The 16,544-nt window shown below is 62.6% G+C and carries 15 protein-coding genes; 3 read left to right on the forward strand and 12 right to left on the reverse strand.

What is annotated here, in order from left to right:
- Positions 1-73: 73 nt before the first annotated feature.
- The 6 genes from hscB to uvrB all read right to left on the reverse strand — a co-directional run bounded on the left by hscB (position 74) and on the right by uvrB (position 5,723).
- Positions 74-592 (reverse strand): Fe-S protein assembly co-chaperone HscB, encoded by a 519-nt coding sequence (gene hscB, locus NOX35_RS15285; RefSeq protein ID WP_182283076.1) that lies wholly within the window; start codon positions 590-592, stop codon positions 74-76.
- Between the two features lie 147 nt (positions 593-739).
- Positions 740-1,063, reverse strand: coding sequence for an iron-sulfur cluster assembly protein IscA (iscA, locus tag NOX35_RS15290; protein WP_003054214.1), 324 nt, complete (start codon positions 1,061-1,063; stop codon positions 740-742).
- Positions 1,064-1,067: 4 nt separating this feature from the next.
- Positions 1,068-1,463, reverse strand: a complete 396-nt coding sequence (gene iscU / locus NOX35_RS15295; RefSeq protein WP_003054213.1) for a Fe-S cluster assembly scaffold IscU — start codon at positions 1,461-1,463, stop codon at positions 1,068-1,070.
- Between the two features lie 34 nt (positions 1,464-1,497).
- Positions 1,498-2,718, reverse strand: coding sequence for an IscS subfamily cysteine desulfurase (locus tag NOX35_RS15300; RefSeq protein WP_256493851.1), 1,221 nt, complete (start codon positions 2,716-2,718; stop codon positions 1,498-1,500).
- A 173-nt stretch (positions 2,719-2,891) separates the two neighbouring features.
- Positions 2,892-3,428: a Fe-S cluster assembly transcriptional regulator IscR gene (gene iscR, locus NOX35_RS15305; RefSeq protein WP_003054211.1), complete on the reverse strand. Its 537-nt coding sequence runs from the start codon at positions 3,426-3,428 to the stop codon at positions 2,892-2,894.
- A 228-nt stretch (positions 3,429-3,656) separates the two neighbouring features.
- Positions 3,657-5,723, reverse strand: a complete 2,067-nt coding sequence (gene uvrB, locus NOX35_RS15310) for an excinuclease ABC subunit UvrB (RefSeq protein WP_269780046.1) — start codon at positions 5,721-5,723, stop codon at positions 3,657-3,659.
- A gap of 175 nt (positions 5,724-5,898) precedes the next feature.
- Between uvrB and NOX35_RS15315 the strand changes: the two genes are divergently transcribed.
- Entirely contained in the window at positions 5,899-7,095 is a 1,197-nt protein-coding gene (locus tag NOX35_RS15315; RefSeq protein ID WP_003067573.1) for an amino acid aminotransferase, read from the forward strand.
- Positions 7,096-7,284: 189 nt separating this feature from the next.
- Here the strand turns inward: NOX35_RS15315 and ygiD are convergent, their stop codons facing one another.
- Entirely contained in the window at positions 7,285-8,211 is a 927-nt protein-coding gene (gene ygiD, locus NOX35_RS15320) for a 4,5-DOPA dioxygenase extradiol (protein WP_182287220.1), read from the reverse strand.
- A gap of 275 nt (positions 8,212-8,486) precedes the next feature.
- On the opposite strand from ygiD, the gene NOX35_RS15325 reads away from it, so the two are divergent.
- Entirely contained in the window at positions 8,487-9,380 is an 894-nt protein-coding gene (locus NOX35_RS15325) for a CaiB/BaiF CoA-transferase family protein (RefSeq protein ID WP_256493852.1), read from the forward strand.
- A 59-nt stretch (positions 9,381-9,439) separates the two neighbouring features.
- Here NOX35_RS15325 and NOX35_RS15330 read toward each other — a convergent pair whose 3' ends face one another.
- From NOX35_RS15330 to NOX35_RS15345, 4 genes are all read right to left on the reverse strand, one after another.
- The gene (locus NOX35_RS15330) at positions 9,440-10,462 is read right to left on the reverse strand and encodes an aldo/keto reductase (protein ID WP_256493853.1); all 1,023 of its coding nucleotides are present in this window, start codon (positions 10,460-10,462) and stop codon (positions 9,440-9,442) included.
- A 259-nt stretch (positions 10,463-10,721) separates the two neighbouring features.
- Positions 10,722-11,678, reverse strand: a complete 957-nt coding sequence (locus NOX35_RS15335) for a 3-hydroxyacyl-CoA dehydrogenase (RefSeq protein ID WP_256493855.1) — start codon at positions 11,676-11,678, stop codon at positions 10,722-10,724.
- 10 nt (positions 11,679-11,688) lie between these two features.
- A complete protein-coding gene (locus tag NOX35_RS15340) occupies positions 11,689-12,636 on the reverse strand; it encodes an alpha/beta hydrolase (RefSeq protein WP_256493857.1) in 948 nt (315 codons plus the stop codon).
- A gap of 53 nt (positions 12,637-12,689) precedes the next feature.
- On the reverse strand, positions 12,690-14,150 hold the full coding sequence (locus tag NOX35_RS15345) for an NAD(P)/FAD-dependent oxidoreductase (protein ID WP_256493858.1): 1,461 nt from the start codon (positions 14,148-14,150) through the stop codon (positions 12,690-12,692).
- Positions 14,151-14,380: 230 nt separating this feature from the next.
- Between NOX35_RS15345 and NOX35_RS15350 the strand changes: the two genes are divergently transcribed.
- The gene (locus NOX35_RS15350) at positions 14,381-15,388 is read left to right on the forward strand and encodes an AraC family transcriptional regulator (protein ID WP_256493860.1); all 1,008 of its coding nucleotides are present in this window, start codon (positions 14,381-14,383) and stop codon (positions 15,386-15,388) included.
- A 152-nt stretch (positions 15,389-15,540) separates the two neighbouring features.
- Here the strand turns inward: NOX35_RS15350 and NOX35_RS15355 are convergent, their stop codons facing one another.
- The gene (locus tag NOX35_RS15355; protein ID WP_182283084.1) at positions 15,541-16,500 is read right to left on the reverse strand and encodes a Gfo/Idh/MocA family oxidoreductase; all 960 of its coding nucleotides are present in this window, start codon (positions 16,498-16,500) and stop codon (positions 15,541-15,543) included.
- Positions 16,501-16,544 lie beyond the last annotated feature (44 nt).

Below are 16,544 nucleotides of genomic sequence, written 5' to 3' on the forward strand. Positions count from 1 at the left end.
CAGAGGCCAGCGTGGCTGGCCCGCTCAAGGTGGATACGCTGCGTGCCTAGGGCACGGCGCGTTGCTCTGGCTCTTATTGTCCCAGTTGATCGCGACGGCGATCCACATCTTGCGCAAATCGCGCAACAAACATGAGGGCTCTCACCTGCTGCACGGCAGCGGCGGCATCGCCAGCCTCGTCCAGCAACCGGCCACATTCGCCAAGCATCTGCTTTTTGGCAGCGAGCATCTCGGCCTCCAGAGCATCGAGCTCCTGCTCGCTGGCAGCGTCTTCCAGCGCTTCGCGCCACTCCATCTGCTGCATCAGAAATGCCGCAGGCATGGCCGTGTTGTCTTCGGCCCGCACCGGTGCTCCCGCCAGCTCGCACAGATAGGCGGCGCGCTTGAGCGGATCCTTGAGGCGCTGATAGGCCTCATTGATACGCACCGACCATTGCATGGCTACGCGCTGTGCAGCTGCGCCCTGGGCGGCAAAGCGGTCGGGGTGCGCTTCGCGCTGCAGCTCTTTCCAGCGTGCGTCGATCTGGCTGCGCTCCTGCGCAAACTTGCGCGGCAGGCCAAACAATTCAAAGTCGTCAGATTGCAGATTCATGGCATTAAAAAACCGCCTGCAGCAAAGCTGAGGCGGTTCCGTTCTTACGCTTGGGCGCTTCACACGCCAGGGACACCGAGCAAGAGCCGCCTCGCAGCGAAGGTGTCGTCCCCTTGGGAGGAAGGCGCGAAGCGACTCAGGGGGAAATCAAATCCTGAAGCTCTCGCCACAACCGCAGCGATCACGCTCGTTGGGATTGTGGAACTTGAAGCCCTCGTTCAGGCCTTCGCGCACAAAATCCAGTTCCGTGCCATCGATATAGGCCAGGCTCTTGGGGTCGATCAGCACCTTGATGCCATGGTCTTCAAACACCACGTCATCGGGCTGGACTTCGTCCACATACTCCAGCTTGTAGGCCAAGCCGGAACAGCCCGTGGTCTTCACGCCGAGGCGCACGCCAATCCCCTTGCCGCGACGCGAAAGGTAGCGGTTCACATGACGGGCAGCCGCCTCGGTCATTGAGATGGCCATGGCCTTAGGCTTCCGTCGCCGTGCGCTTTGCGCGGTAGTCGTTCACGGCTGCCTTGATGGCATCTTCAGCCAGGATGGAGCAGTGAACCTTGACCGGTGGCAGCGCCAGCTCTTCGGCGATCTGGCTGTTCTTCAGGGCTGCAGCCTCATCCAGCGTCTTGCCCTTGACCCATTCGGTCACCAACGAAGACGAGGCGATGGCAGAGCCGCAGCCATAGGTCTTGAAGCGTGCATCTTCGATCACGCCGGTGGCAGGATTGACCTTGATCTGCAGCTTCATCACGTCGCCGCAAGCGGGCGCACCCACCATACCCGTGCCCACGGAGTCATCGCTCTTGTCGAACGAGCCCACGTTGCGGGGGTTTTCATAGTGGTCAACAACTTTTTCGGAGTAAGCCATGGTGTCTACCTCTTGAACTCTTTGTAATCTATGCTTAGTGTGCAGCCCATTGAATAGTGCTGAGGTCGATGCCGTCTTTGTACATCTCCCACAGAGGGCTCAGCTCGCGCAGCTTCAGCACGTTTTCGCGGATCGACTTGATCGCGTAGTCAATTTCTTCTTCCGTCGTGAAGCGACCAAAGGTCATGCGCAAAGAGCTGTGTGCCAGCTCATCGCTGCGGCCCAGGGCACGCAGCACATAGCTGGGCTCCAGGCTGGCGGATGTGCAGGCGGAACCCGAGGACACGGCCAGCCCCTTGATGCCCATGATCAACGATTCGCCTTCGACGAAGTTGAAGCTCATGTTCAGGTAATGGGGAACACCGTTGTCCATATCGCCGTTCACGAACACCTGTTCCAGATCCTTCAGACCATCGAGCAGACGCTGGCGCAGCGCACGTGCGTGCTCCATATCCTTGGCCATCTCCTCCTTGGCAATGCGGAAGGCTTCGCCCATGCCCACGATCTGGTGGGTTGCCAGCGTGCCGGAACGCATGCCGCGTTCATGACCGCCGCCGTGCATCTGAGCTTCCAGGCGCACGCGTGGCTTGCGGCGCACGTACAGAGCGCCGATACCCTTGGGGCCGTAGGTCTTGTGCGAAGCCAGGCTCATCAGGTCGATGGGCATGGTCTGCATGTTCAGCTCCATCTTGCCCGAAGCCTGAGCCGCATCGACGTGGAAGATGATGCCCTTCTCACGGCACAGAGCGCCAATGGTGTTCAGGTCCTGAACCACACCGATCTCGTTGTTCACGGCCATCACGCTGGCGAGGATGGTGTCGGGGCGAATCGCGGCCTTGAACACTTCGATGTCCAGCAGACCGTTTTCCTGCACGTCCAGATAGCTGACTTCAAAGCCCTGGCGCTCCAGTTCACGCATGGTGTCCAGCACAGCCTTGTGCTCGGTCTTCACGGTGATCAGGTGCTTGCCCCTGCCTTGATAGAAATGCGCTGCGCCCTTGATGGCCAGGTTGTCCGACTCGGTCGCACCGCTGGTCCAGACGATTTCACGCGGATCGGCGCCAATCAGATCAGCCACCTGCTTGCGGGCCTTCTCGACGGCCTCTTCGGCTTCCCAGCCCCAGGCATGGCTGCGCGATGCGGCATTGCCAAAATGTTCACGCAGCCAGGGAATCATGGCGTCCGCCACGCGGGGATCCACCGGAGTGGTTGCACCGTAGTCGAGATAAATGGGAAAGTGCGGGGTCATGTCCATGACTGGCTCGTCTTGTTTTTGGCTGACAAATCGTGAGGAATCGATGCACCTTGTGGTGCCATCAGGGCGAAGAAACATGCCGCACAGCCATGCATGCATCCAGGCCCTGACTATCGGAGTCGGGCTTCATGCCGATCTGGTTGCCGCCCGAGCACTGCTCGAGCGGCCCCGGATCAGGATTTTGCGAAGGCGTTACCCAGGGCGAACACCGAGTTCGGTGCGTTCACACGGATGGGCTTGACCACGGGTGCTGTGGAGATGGCGCGGCGCACCACGGGCTTGTCCTCGATCTGGATGCCCTTGGCCAGTTGCTCGTCCACCAGCTTTTGCAGAGTGACGGAGTCCAGGAATTCCACCATGCGCTGATTCAGAGCTGCCCACAGCTCATGGGTCATGCAGCGGCCGGCTTCGCCCAGACAGTTTTCCTTGCCACCGCACTGGGTCGCATCAATGGGTTCATCCACCGAGACGATGATGTCGGCCACGGTGATGTCTGTCGCCTTGCGGGCCAGGGTGTAGCCGCCGCCGGGGCCACGGGTGGATTCCACCAGTTCGTGACGACGCAGTTTGCCAAACAACTGTTCCAGATAGGACAGCGAAATCTGCTGACGCTGGCTGATGGCAGCCAGGGTCACAGGGCCATTGTTCTGGCGCAGTGCCAGGTCGATCATCGCGGTGACCGCAAAGCGGCCTTTGGTCGTAAGACGCATACGAGCTCCTTCAGTCAGGATTGTTCGTTACAGAAACGCACGCCCGGTCACAGTACCTAGACGAGCACAGTCTCCGCCCTTACTCCGTCCTGTGATTAGGTTCAGAGCCCTTCTGTGAGGGAAGTTTGTTGTTGAGTGTTTGACGTGAGTATATCACATTCCCCATCAATTTTGTCGGGTAACAGCGTGCACTCACGTAATAACCCTGAGAGTTGCGAAGAAATATTCTTACGGTGCTGCCCCGAACAATTGCTGCTTGAGAAGCGAAAGCTGGTCTCGCACGCGCGCTGCCTGCTCGAATTCCAGGTTCCTGGCGTGCTCGAGCATTTGCTTCTCCAGACGCTTGATCTCCTTGGCAATGTCTTTCTCCGACATATCCTCGACACGTGCCTGCTGTAGTGCCTGCTCCTGCAGGCGTTCGGCCTCTTTGCCGCTCTTTTCGCTGTAGACACCATCAATCAGGTCTTTCACCCTCTTGACAATCTGCTTGGGCACGATTCCGTTGGCTTCATTGAAAGCCATCTGTTTTTCGCGGCGTCTTTCGGTTTCGCCGATGGCTTTCTTCATGGACTCGGTTATGCGATCCGCGTACAGAATCGCCTTGCCGTTGACGTTGCGCGCTGCGCGACCGATGGTCTGGATCAGGCTGCGCTCGGCACGCAGAAAACCTTCCTTGTCGGCGTCCAGGATCGCCACCAGCGAGACCTCGGGAATATCCAGGCCTTCGCGCAGCAAATTGATACCGACCAGCACATCGAAGGCCCCCAGACGCAGGTCGCGGATGATTTCCACTCGCTCCACCGTATCCACGTCGGAGTGCAGATAGCGCACCTTCACGCCGTTGTCGGTCAGGTATTCGGTCAGCTGCTCGGCCATGCGCTTGGTCAGCGTGGTGATGAGCACGCGTTCCTCCAGCTCCACGCGCTGGCGGATTTCCTGCAGCACATCGTCGACCTGGTGAATCGCCGGCCGCACTTCGATCTCGGGGTCGACCAGGCCGGTGGGGCGCACCACCTGCTCCACCACCTGCCCCGCGTGGGTCTTCTCGTACTCGGCGGGCGTGGCCGAGACAAACACCACCTGGCGCATGCGCTGCTCGAACTCCTCGAACTTGAGCGGGCGGTTGTCCAGCGCCGACGGCAGGCGAAAACCATATTCCACCAGCGTGGTCTTGCGCGCCCGGTCGCCGTTGTACATGGCGTTGAGCTGGCCGATCATCTGATGGCTCTCGTCGAGGAACATGATGGCGTCGCGCGGCAGATAGTCGGTCAGCGTGCTGGGCGGATCGCCGGGCTTGGAGGCCGAAAGATGGCGGGTGTAGTTCTCGATACCCTTGCAGTGCCCGACTTCGCTGAGCATTTCCAGATCGAAGCGCGTGCGCTGCTCCAGGCGCTGCGCCTCCACCAGCTTGCCCATGCCCACCAGCTGCTTGAGGCGCTCGGCCAGCTCTTCCTTGATGGTCTCCACGGCCGCCAGCACCTTGTCGCGCGGCGTCACGTAGTGGCTGCTGGGATAGATGGTGAAGCGCGGAATGCTCTGGCGCACCCGGCCGGTGAGCGGATCGAACAGCTGCAGGCTCTCGACCTCGTCGTCGAACAGCTCGATGCGCACGGCCAGCTCCGAATGCTCGGCCGGGAACACGTCGATGGTGTCGCCGCGCACGCGGAAGGTGCCGCGCGAGAAATCCTGGTCGTTGCGCTGGTACTGCATGCGGATCAGCTGCGCGATCGCATCACGCTGGTTGAGCGTGTCGCCCGCGCGCAGCGTCATGATCATGCGGTGGTAGCTCTCGGGCTCGCCGATGCCGTAGATGGCCGAGACGGTGGCCACGATCACCACATCGCGCCGCTCCATGATGCTCTTGGTGCAGGACAGGCGCATCTGCTCGATGTGCTCGTTGATGGCGCTGTCCTTTTCGATGAACAGGTCGCGCTGGGGCACATAGGCTTCAGGCTGGTAGTAGTCGTAGTAGCTGACGAAGTACTCGACCGCGTTTTTCGGGAAAAACTCCCTGAACTCCGAGTACAGCTGTGCCGCCAGTGTCTTGTTGGGCGCAAACACGATGGCGGGCTTGCCCAGGCGCGCGATCACGTTGGCCATGGTGAAGGTCTTGCCCGAGCCCGTCACGCCCAGCAGCGTCTGGAAGGACTCGCCGTCATTGACGCCTTCGACCAGTTTTTCGATGGCCGCAGGCTGATCCCCCGCCGGTGGATAGGGCTGGAACAGCTCGAACGGCGAGTCCGGGTATTGCACGAAACGGCCTTGCGGCTCGGCATTCATATTTTGTTCTTGCATGATCTCATGTCCATGACGCATAGGGTAAGCGCGGAGTAGAATGGCAGCCCAACCCTCAAGCCTAACCTAGGCTGATGCGTTTTTTCGAGCACCGGGCAATGCCCTGCCCGTCTGACGCGCTCGGAGCAGTAGCTGGGGGTGACCTGACTTATTTCCATCCCTCAAGGATTTTTTCATGTCTCTGTTTACCGCCGTCGAAATGGCCCCCCGCGACCCCATCCTGGGTCTGAACGAGCAATTCAACGCTGACTCCAACCCCAACAAAGTGAACCTGGGCGTGGGCGTGTACTTCGACGACAACGGCAAGCTGCCCCTGCTGGAGTGCGTGCAGGCCGCCGAGAAGGCCATGATGGAAAAGCCCACCGCCCGTGGCTATCTGCCCATCGACGGTATCGCCGCCTATGACAACGGCGTCAAGGCCCTGGTGTTCGGTGCCGAATCGGACGTGGTCAAGTCCGGCCGCGTGGCCACCGTGCAGGCCATCGGCGGCACCGGCGGTCTGAAGATCGGCGCCGACTTCCTCAAGAAGCTCAACCCCAACGCCAAGGTCCTGATCTCCAACCCCAGCTGGGAGAACCACAAGGCCATCTTCACCAACGCTGGTTTTGAAGTCGGCACCTACGCTTACTACGATGCAGCGACCCGCTCCATCGACTTCGCCGGCATGCTGGCCGACCTGAACGCTGCCGCTGCCGGCACCGTGGTCGTGCTGCACGCCTGCTGCCACAACCCCACCGGCTACGACATCACTGCCGCTCAGTGGGATGAAGTGATTGCCGTCGTCAAGGCCAAGGGCCTGGTCGCCTTCCTGGACATGGCCTACCAGGGCTTCGGCCACGGTATCGCCGAAGACGGCGCCGTGATCGGCAAGTTCGTGGCTGCCGGCCTGAACATCTTCGTGTCGACTTCGTTCTCCAAGAGCTTCAGCCTGTATGGCGAGCGCGTGGGGGCCCTGTCCGTGGTGGCCTCCGACAAGGAAGAGGCCGCTCGCGTGCTGTCGCAGCTGAAGATCGTCATCCGCACCAACTACTCCAACCCTCCCACCCATGGCGGCGCCGTGGTGGCAGCGGTGCTGAACAACCCCGAGCTGCACGCTCTGTGGGAAAAGGAACTGGGCGAGATGCGTGTGCGCATCAAGGCCATGCGCCAGAAGCTGGTCGACGGCCTGAAGGCTGCCGGCGTGACCCAGGACATGTCCTTCATCACCACCCAGATCGGCATGTTCTCGTACTCCGGCCTGTCCAAGGACCAGATGGTGCGCCTGCGCTCCGAGTTCGGCGTGTACGGCACCGACACCGGCCGCATGTGCGTGGCCGCGCTGAACAGCAAGAACATCGACTATGTCTGCAAGGCCATCGCCGCCGTGATCTAAGCTCACGATTCGGGGCTTCGGCCCTGAAGACCAAAGAGCAACGGATTAAAAGTCCGTTGCTCTTTTTTTATGGCCGCTTCAGGTCTACCTATTAATTGATAGCTTCCAGCGCCCTGCCCATATTGTTTTCAGATAGAAAAGCATCTAAAAACCTTTTGAATCAAGCGCAGCAAGCTACCAAAATCTTGATCAGGCGCTCAACCCCCAGATGGCCGAGCGCATGGAGAGCGCCGCATACTGGTAGGCCGTGTTGAACACGCGCGGCGCTTCGCCCTCCTGCACGGCCCCTGCCGCATACAGCAGGGGCAGATAGTGGTCGTGCGTGGGATGGGCCAGACGGGCCTGCGGCCCCCAGTCCAGAAAGGTGCTCAGATCGGCCAGATTGCCGCTGTCCAGGCGCTGCTGCACTTCGGTGTCGAACTGTATCGTCCAGTCATAGGCCTGGTTGTCGCTGGCACCGCGCTGCATGGCGCGCAGGTTGTGCACGATATTGCCGCTGCCCACGATCAGCACGCCGCGCTCGCGCAGCGCACGCAGCTGGCGGCCCATCTCGAAATGCTTTTCGGGCGCCAGCCCATAGGGCATGCTCAGCTGCATGACGGGAATGCTGGCCTCGGGGAACATGGGCAGCAGCACCGACCAGGTTCCGTGGTCAAAACCCCATTTCTGGTCCACCAGCAGGGCTGATCCGTCCAGCGGCGACTGCAGCTCGGCCGCCAGCTGCCTGGCTACCTCGGGCGCGCCGGGGGCGGGATATTGCTGATCGAACAGCTCTTGCGGGAAGCCGCCGAAGTCATGAATCGTGCGCGGCTGGGCCATGCCAGTCAGCGCCCAGTCGGACTCGGTCAGCCAATGGGCCGAGATGCAGAGAATCAGTTGCGGCGCAATGCCCTTGGCTGTCAGCTCCTGGCCCAGCGCCTTCCAGCTCTGGCGCCAGTGCGTGTCCTCGATCACATTCATGGGACTGCCGTGGCCGAGGAACATCACCGGCATGCGCGGCGAAGGCTTGAGCTGCTGCAGCAGCTGCTCGGGCAACAGGGAAGAAGAAGTGGAGTTCATGGAAAAAGCCTTCCAGCCCCCGCCGGCTGCCAGCACGGAGGCTGCGCCCAGGGACAAAAGCGTACGTCTACGCATCTCGGTCAATCGAACACGCCCCTAGGGGCATTTTTTTACAGATAGCGCAAGCTTGCCACAGTGCAACAGCGCCTGAAAGCATCGCCACCGCAACAGACTGTCCTGAAAGTGCCAGTGCCGGGGGCCGGCTTGCACTACAACAGCAGTTGAACAAGCACGACTCACCTCAAACAGGCTCAGGCAAGGGCTTCGCCTCAAGGAAACCATCCTGATGCCACCCTGGCTTGCACAAGCCCAGACAAGGAATACTCCCACTCATGCCCAGCACCACCATTCAGCCCCTGCAAGGAATTCGCATACTCAGCCTGGCTCTGAACCTGCCCGGCCCTGCCGCCCTGTGGCGCTGTGCCGGCATGGGAGCCGATTGCAGCAAGCTCGAGCCTCTGGCCCCCGGCGCAGGCCGCAGCGCCGACCCCATGGGCCTCTACTGCCCCGATGCCTACGCGCAGATGCATGACAAGGTGCAAACCCTGCAGGCCGATCTCAAGACTGCCGAAGGCCAGGCCAGCCTGCATGCGCAACTGGCGCAAACCGATGTGCTGCTGACCTCGTTCCGTCCCTCGGCCCTGAGCAAGCTGGGCCTGGGCTGGGAAACCCTGCAGCAGCGCTACCCCCGACTGTCGCTGGTGCGCGTGGTTGGCAGCGCCGGCGAACTGGCAGATGTCCCTGGCCACGACCTCACCTATCAGGCCGAAGCGGGCCTCGTTCACAGCACCGCCCTGCCCCCCAGCCTGTTTGCCGATATGGCGGGGGCGCTGATGGCCAGCGAGGCCGTACTCCAGGCCGTACTCGTCAGCAGCCGCAGCGGGCACGGCATCCTGCGCGAAGTCGGACTGGCCCAGGCCGCGCAATGGCTGGCCCTGCCCTGGCACTGGGGCCTGACCCAGCCCACGGGCGATGTCGGCGGCGCCCATGCGGGCTACCGCATATATCCCTGCGCCGACGGCATCGTGGCCGTGGCCGCGCTGGAGCCTCACTTTGCCCAGCGTCTGTGCGAAGCGGCAGACCTGCCCTTCGGCCATCCCACCGATATGCGCAAGCCCGAAATCCATCAAGGCGTGGCCCGGTTTCTGGCAGCCCGCAGCTGCGCGCAACTGATGCAGCTGGCGCAGGACAGGGATATTCCACTGCACGCCCTGTCCCAAACCTGAAGCAAACCAGAACCTGTTTACGCTCCCCCTCCGCGCCAGGGCCTTCGCGGGATGGGATGCTAGCCTGGGCGCTTTTCAAACGCGTATTTCTCGGTATCCACCTCGCCCTGGCCTTGCAATGCATAGCGGTCGCCGGCAATGGCTTCGGGCTTGAAGATGTCATCGAGCTCGGCCAGCAGCTCGGCGCCGAGATGGACGCGGCCACCGCGAATGTCTTCGTGCAGATGCTCCACGCTGGTGGTGCCGGGCAAGGCAATCACATGCTCGCCCTGGTGCAGCACCCAGGCGATGGCCAGCTCGGCCAGCGTGCAGCCGGCTTTTTCCGCCACAGCCTGCATGGGCGCCAGCAGGCGCAGGTTCTGTGCATAGGCCTCGCCGGCAAAGCGCGGCATGGTGGCGCGGATATCGCCCTTGACCAGGTTGTCCACCTGCTGCAGCTTGCCGCTGAAGAAGGCGCGGCCCATGGGGCTGAAGGCTACATAGGCAATGCCCAGCTCCTTGCAGGCGGCGAGCGCGCCCAGCTCTGCATTGCGCGACCACAGCGAATATTCGCTTTGCAGCGCCGCAATCGGGTGCTCCTTGTGCGCGCGGCGCAGTGCATCGGCCCCCACTTCCGACAGGCCCAGGGCGCGAACCTTGCCCTCTTCCTTCAGACGCGCCATCTCGCCCACCGACTCCTCGATGGGCACATTCTTGTCCCAGCGATGCAGATAGTAGAGATCGATCACATCGGTGCCCAGGCGCTTGAGACTGTCTTCGCAGTTCTGGCGCAGGGTTTTGGGGCGACCGTCGATGACGCGGCGCATCACGCCGTCTTCGCCGCGCACGCCGGCCATGCCGCATTTGCTCGCCAGGGTGATGTGGTTGCGGTGGGGCTTGAGCACGGGGCCGATCAGCGACTCACTGGCGCCAAAGCCATAGAGGGCAGCGGTGTCGAACAAGGTCACGCCCGCATCCAGTGCCGCGTGCAGCACGGCGTGCGACTGCTCGGTAGAGACGGGGTTTCCGTAGGCATGGCAGAAATTCATGCAGCCCAGCGCGACATTGGCGACGCTGAATGGGCCGATTTTGCGGTTTTCCATTAACTTTCCTTAAGCATCCAAAGGCCTTCAACCGAACCAAGCGAGGGCGCAGGCCGCTATACAAGCTGGAGCAATATTATTCCAGCAGCTGCCTTCCGGTTCGTCGATGGCCGATGCCAAGCCAAAATAATGTCCGCATCGAAATCCGTGCTCGTCTGGTGCGTGCCCGGCACTGCCTCACTGCACTGCACTGCCAGGCGCAGGCACAGGCACAGAGGCAGGGCCGCATGCGCCGTCGCCGCATATGTGCACCAAAGGCTCAGGCTCTGGAGATACAGCGGTCAACGATGTCAGATAGCTGCGACAGCGCCGGCACATCCAGAAAGCCCGCCGCCGCATAGGCTGGATTCGGGTAGTCGTAATAGCCCTTGCCCGCCAGCATGCCGGTACGGCCCTTGTCCATCAACTGGGTCTTGACATATTCGGCATTGGCCAGCTGCTGCGCATCGCCCTGCAACTGCCCCCAGTAAATGGATACGTCATAGCAGGTCTTCATGCCCACGATGTCCATCATGCCGAACGGGCCCATGCGGGCACCGCGGTTGGCGATCAGGAAGGTGCGGTCCACATCCTCGGGTGTGGCGATTCCATTGGTCACCAGCGTCTGGGCGGCCTTGAGCAGTGCGGGGAACCAGGTGTTGATGACATAGCCGTTGTGCTCCGTGGCGATGGGAATCGGCACCATGCCGGTCTCGATGCCGAACCGGGTGACGGTCTCCAGCGTGGCCCGGGCCGTCGCTGCATGCGGCATGATTTCCACGACATTGGCCGACCAGATGTAGTTGGCGTAGTGCAGCGCGCAGAACTTCTCGGGCCGGCCCGTGGCAGCCGCGAAGTCGCTGGGCAAAAAGGTGGACGAGTTGGTGGCAACCACAGTGTGGGCTGGCAGCAGCGGCGCCATCTGCTGATAGACGCCGGTCTTGACATCCGGGATCTCCGGAACGGCCTCGATGACCAGATCGGCCTTGGCCACGGCCCGGGCCATGTCCGTGGTAAAGCTCAGACGCTGGCGCGTGGCCTCGATGTCGGCCTCGCCCGCACCGAGTTCTGCCAGATAGATGGCTGCGTACTGCGCCTGTGCGGCGCGGCAGCGCGCCAGCGCATCTTCCGAGATGTCGTAGACAACCACGGTTTTGCCCTTGAACGCGCTGTGCCAGGCAATCTGGCCACCCAGCACGCCCGAGCCCAGGACGGTCAAATGATTCACATGGGTCATATTGGTTTCCTCAACGGGTTTGCGATTTCAGCAGCCCGGCAAAGCGCTCGATGCTGCGCGTGATGACGGCCTGCGCGCCCGGCGACCAACGGCCCATGTCGAAGAAGCCATGGATCATGCCCGCCCCTTCAATCAGCTCGGCCTGGCCACCTGCGGCGCGCAGCGCATGGGCATAGGCCGCTCCCTGATCACGCAGCGGATCGAACTCGGCATTCACGATCACGGCGGGCGGCAGGTTGGCCAGACTCTTGGCCTGCAGCGGTGCCAGGCGCGGATCCAGCGCATTGTGGGAGGTGCCGGCGTAATGGTTGTAGAACCAGGCCATGGTCTCGGCTTCCAGGAAATAGCCCTTGGCGTTCTGCTCGGCGCTGGCGTACTCGGCGGCGGCGTGGTCTACCGCGGGGTAGATGAGGAATTGCGCAGCCAGGGGAATGCCCCCATCGCGCAGCTGCTGCGTCACCACGGCGCAGAAGTTGCCGCCAGCGCTGTCGCCCGCCACGGCCACGATGGCACTGCCCCCCAGCTCATGCGCATTGGCAACCACCCATCTGGCGGCAGCCACGGCGTCCTCTATGCCTGCGGGGAAGGGATGCTCGGGGGCAAGCCGGTAGTCCACCGACACCACCACGGCCTGCGCGCCGCGGCAGATCTCTCGGCACATATTGTCATGCGTGTCCAGGTTGCCGATGACATAGCCTCCGCCGTGGAAATACGCCACGGTGGGAAAAGGTCCAGTGCCTTCGGGCCGATAGATGCGTGCGGCCACAGGGCCTGCGCCGCCGGGCACGGTGATGTCCTGAACGCTGGCCACGGGCACGATCTGCTCGGGTGTGAGCGAGCCACGGGTCAGCGCCAGATAGCCGGCGCGGCCCTCTTCGGGCGTGCCGTCTGCGGTGGCCTTCCTGTTGGCAGCGGCCAGTTGCTGCAGGACGCCGGCCAGATGTGGATCGAGAGCCATGGTTGAAGTCTCCTGTCGTTATAAAGAGTGAGAGAACGGATACGGGGCCGGACCTAGCGATAGGCCAAGGCATCGTCCTGCAGCGATGCGGCGGTCAGAACCACGCGTTCTTCGGCGTACTCCATGTCGTGCCTCCAGGGCTGGCGGTCGCCCTGGCCGAACATGGCATCTTGCGCACGCAGCACATAGCCGGCGTTGAAGTTGTCGGCCTCTATCCACGACAGGCGTTGCATGCCGGCATCGGCTGCGGCCACGATGGGCCGTACCTCGGCATGGCCGTGCTCGCGCATATGGGCAAGCAGGCGGCACACCCAGTCGCACACCAGGTCGCAGCGCAGCGTCCAGCTGGAGCGGAAGTAGCCCTGGGTGTAGGCCATATTGGGCATGCCCTCGATCATCACGCCCCGGTAGGAGATGCGCTCGCGAAAATCCACCGGCGCGCCATCCACGCTGAACGCTATGCCGCCGAACAGCTTGAGATTGAAGCCCGTGGCAGTAACGATGATGTCGGCGTCCAGATGTCCGCCGCCGGTCAGCTGTATGCCGCCGGCATCGAAGCTCTCTATGGTGTCCGTCACCACCGAGGCCTTGCCCTCGCGCATGGCCTGGAAGAAGTCGCCGTCGGGCACCACGGCAATGCGCTGCTGCCAGGGGCGGTAGCTGGGATTGAAGTGCTTGTCGATGTCAAAGCCCTCGGGCAAGTGCGAGCGGATCTCTCCAAGCAGGAAGGCGCGCATCGCCTCGGGGTGCTGCCTGGAGGTTTGCACGATCTCGTCGGTGCGCGCGATGAAGGCGCGGCGCATGATCTCGTGGTACCAGTCCTCGGGCAGGTTCAAAGGCTTGAGCAGCGGCACCAGCGGATGCTCGGACGCGGGCAGGAAAAAGGTGGGCGAGCGCTGCAGCATGGTCACATGGCCCGCATCCGGCGCCAGGCTCGGGATCAGCGTGGCCGCCGTGGCACCCGAGCCTATGACCACGATGCGCTTGCCCGTGTAATCCAGACCCTGCGGCCAGTGCTGCGGGTGAATGACTTGGCCCTTGAAGTCCTTGAGCGTCGGCCACTGCGGCGTATAGCCCTGGCCGTGGTCGTAATAGCCGGCGCAGACCCAGAGGAAGCCGGTGGTGAAGGTCTGCACCTCGTCCGAGCCGCCGTGGGTGACTTCCAGCGTCCAGCGCCTGTCTTCGGACGACCAGCAGGCCGATTGCACCTTGTGGCCGTAGCGGATCAGCGGGGCCAGATCGTTCTCCTCAATGGTCTCGGCCAGGTAGTGGCGAATCTCGTCCGCCGTGGCGATGGCATTGCCCGTCCAGGGCTTGAAGCCATAGCCATAGGTGAACAGGTCGCTGTCCGAGCGCGCCCCCGGGTAGCGGTGCGTCCACCAGGTGCCGCCGAAGCTGTCCATGGCTTCGAGGATGGCGAGGCTGCGATCCGCGAACTGCTCACGCAGATGACGGGCCGCACCAATGCCGGAAATACCGGCGCCGATGATGAGAAAGTCGAAATGCTGTGCCATACCGGGTGTCTCCTGCTTGTCTGCTAGGGCGTGAGCCGACAGGAATGAGCAGGGATCACAGCCTTGAGGTGAAGCTCCAGCCTGGGCCCGACTTGCGTCAATCGTGTCTGTCACGCAGACATGCTAGGTCTAGCCCTCTGGCAAAACTTGTGTTTGCGCGACAGGATTTTGATGTTGAACGACATGCAGTACATACCCCGATGCCTGCCAAGCCCGCTGATTCCGCCGTCATGACCAGTGTCCGCGCCGCCTCGCTCGCGGGCTTTGAAGACCTGGTGCGCGCACAGGGCGGCGACCCCGCCGCCATCCTGCGCGCCTGCGGCCTGGTGCCGGAAGATCTGGCCGACCCCGAGCGCTACCTGCCCAGCCACGCCGTGGCCCTGGTCATAGAGGAAGCCGCCTGTGTGCTGGGCGTGCACGATTTCGGGCTGCGTCTGTGCGCCCGGCAAGGTGTCGAAACCCTGGGCCTGCTAGGACTGGCCATACAGTCCGCGCCCACTGTGCGCGAGGGCATGATGCAGGGCGGAAAGTACGTCCACTTCCACAACCCCACCCTGAGCTACAGAACCTTCATGGCGCCTGACGAGGGGCTTGAATGCGTGGAAGTGCTGTCACGCCTGCCCTCCCAGGCCCTCATGCCCCAGGGAACGGAAATCTGCGTGGCCTATATGTGCCGCCTGATCCATGTGCTGTCCGAAGGCGCGCTGCGCCCTGCGGCCATCCATCTGCGCCATGCCCCCGTGGGCAGCAGCGCGCAATACAGGCGGCACCTGGGCCAGTTGCCGCGCTTTGGCTCCAGCTTTGATGGCATTGCCATCGACCCGCTGGCCTGGCGTCAGCCCATGCCTCGCCACAACCGGCTGCTGCAGCAGTTTGTCGAACGCTTCCTGCTGGGAGCCGCGCCAGGCAGGAATACCAGCATGACGGACCAGGTGCGCAGCGCGCTGGCCAATCTGGTTCGCATGGGCATGGCCGACCTGCCCTCGGCGGCACGCGCCCTGAGCCAGCACCCGCGCACCCTGCAGCGACGCCTGCAGGCAGAAGGCGCGGCCTTCGAGGATCTGCGCGATAGCGCGCGCAAGACCTGGGTGGCGCAATTGCTGGCGCAGCCCGACCTGAGTCTGGGCCATATCGCGCAATTGCTGGGGTATTCAGACCAGGCCGTGCTCACCCGAGCGTGCCAGCGCTGGTTTGGCCAATCCCCCCGTCAGCTGCGCCATCGTTCCTGGGCGGGATAGCCTCGGTATAGGGCCTGGATTCGGCCACACAAGAATGCGACTACGATCTCCTCGTGCAGCGACAGAGACTTTGCGCGATGAAACAAGCCCCCGCAGCCACAGGCTGCGGGGGCTTTCGTGCGGAGATGCGCCAGGCAATCAGTCCGCGCTGATCAATCCGCGTTCAGTTGCTGCTCCAGGTCGTGCAAGACCTTGTAGCAGTTGAACACCTGCTGCACGCTGGAGTTGGGTTCGCGGCCTTCACGGATGGCGGCGAAGAATTCGCGGTCCTGCAGCTCGATGCCGTTCATGGAGACATCGACCTGGGACACGTCGATCTTCTCGTCCTTGCCGGTATACAGGTCGTCGTAGCGGGCCAGATAGGTGCCGGTGTCGCCGATGTAGCGGAAGAAGGTGCCCAGAGGGCCGTCGTTGTTGAACGACAGGCTCAGCGTGCAGATCGCGCCGTTGGCGGCCTTGAGCTGGATGCTCATGTCCATGGCGATGCCCAGATCCTTGTGGATGGGGCCTTGCACGGCGTTGGCCTTGACGATGGGGCTGCCGGCCTGGTAGGCGAACAGGTCCACGGTATGGGCTGCATGGTGCCACAGCAGGTGATCGGTCCAGCTGCGGGCCTGACCCAGTGCATTCATATTGGTGCGGCGGAAGAAGTAGGTTTGCACATCCATCTGCTGGATGTTGAACTCGCCGGCTGCTATCTTCTTGTGCACCCACTGGTGGCTGGGGTTGAAGCGGCGGGTGTGACCCACCATGGCCACCAGACCGGTCTGCTTTTGCAGCTCGGCCACTTCCTGCGCGTCCTTCAGGGCATCGGCCAGAGGGATCTCGACCTGCACATGCTTGCCGGCCTTCATGCAGGCAATGGCCTGCTCGGCGTGCATCTGCGTGGGCGTGCACAGGATCACGGCATCGACCTCGGGCAGTGCCAGGCTTTCGGCCAGATCGGTTGCCACATGCTGGATGCCGTATTTGTCGGCCACTTCCTTGGTCTGGTCAAAGCGGCGACCGACCAGGGAGACGACTTCCACGCCGTCGATGTTCTTGATGCCGTCAAGGTGCTTGATGCCGAAGGCACCAGCGCCAGCCAGCGCTACTTTGATGGTCTTGCTCATGATTTGGGTCTCCGTAGAGCCGCCTCAAGGAGGCGAAGCCCCCC

The sequence above is a fragment of the Comamonas sp. C11 genome, from assembly GCF_024496285.1.
Lineage (GTDB): Bacteria > Pseudomonadota > Gammaproteobacteria > Burkholderiales > Burkholderiaceae_C > Comamonas > Comamonas testosteroni_F.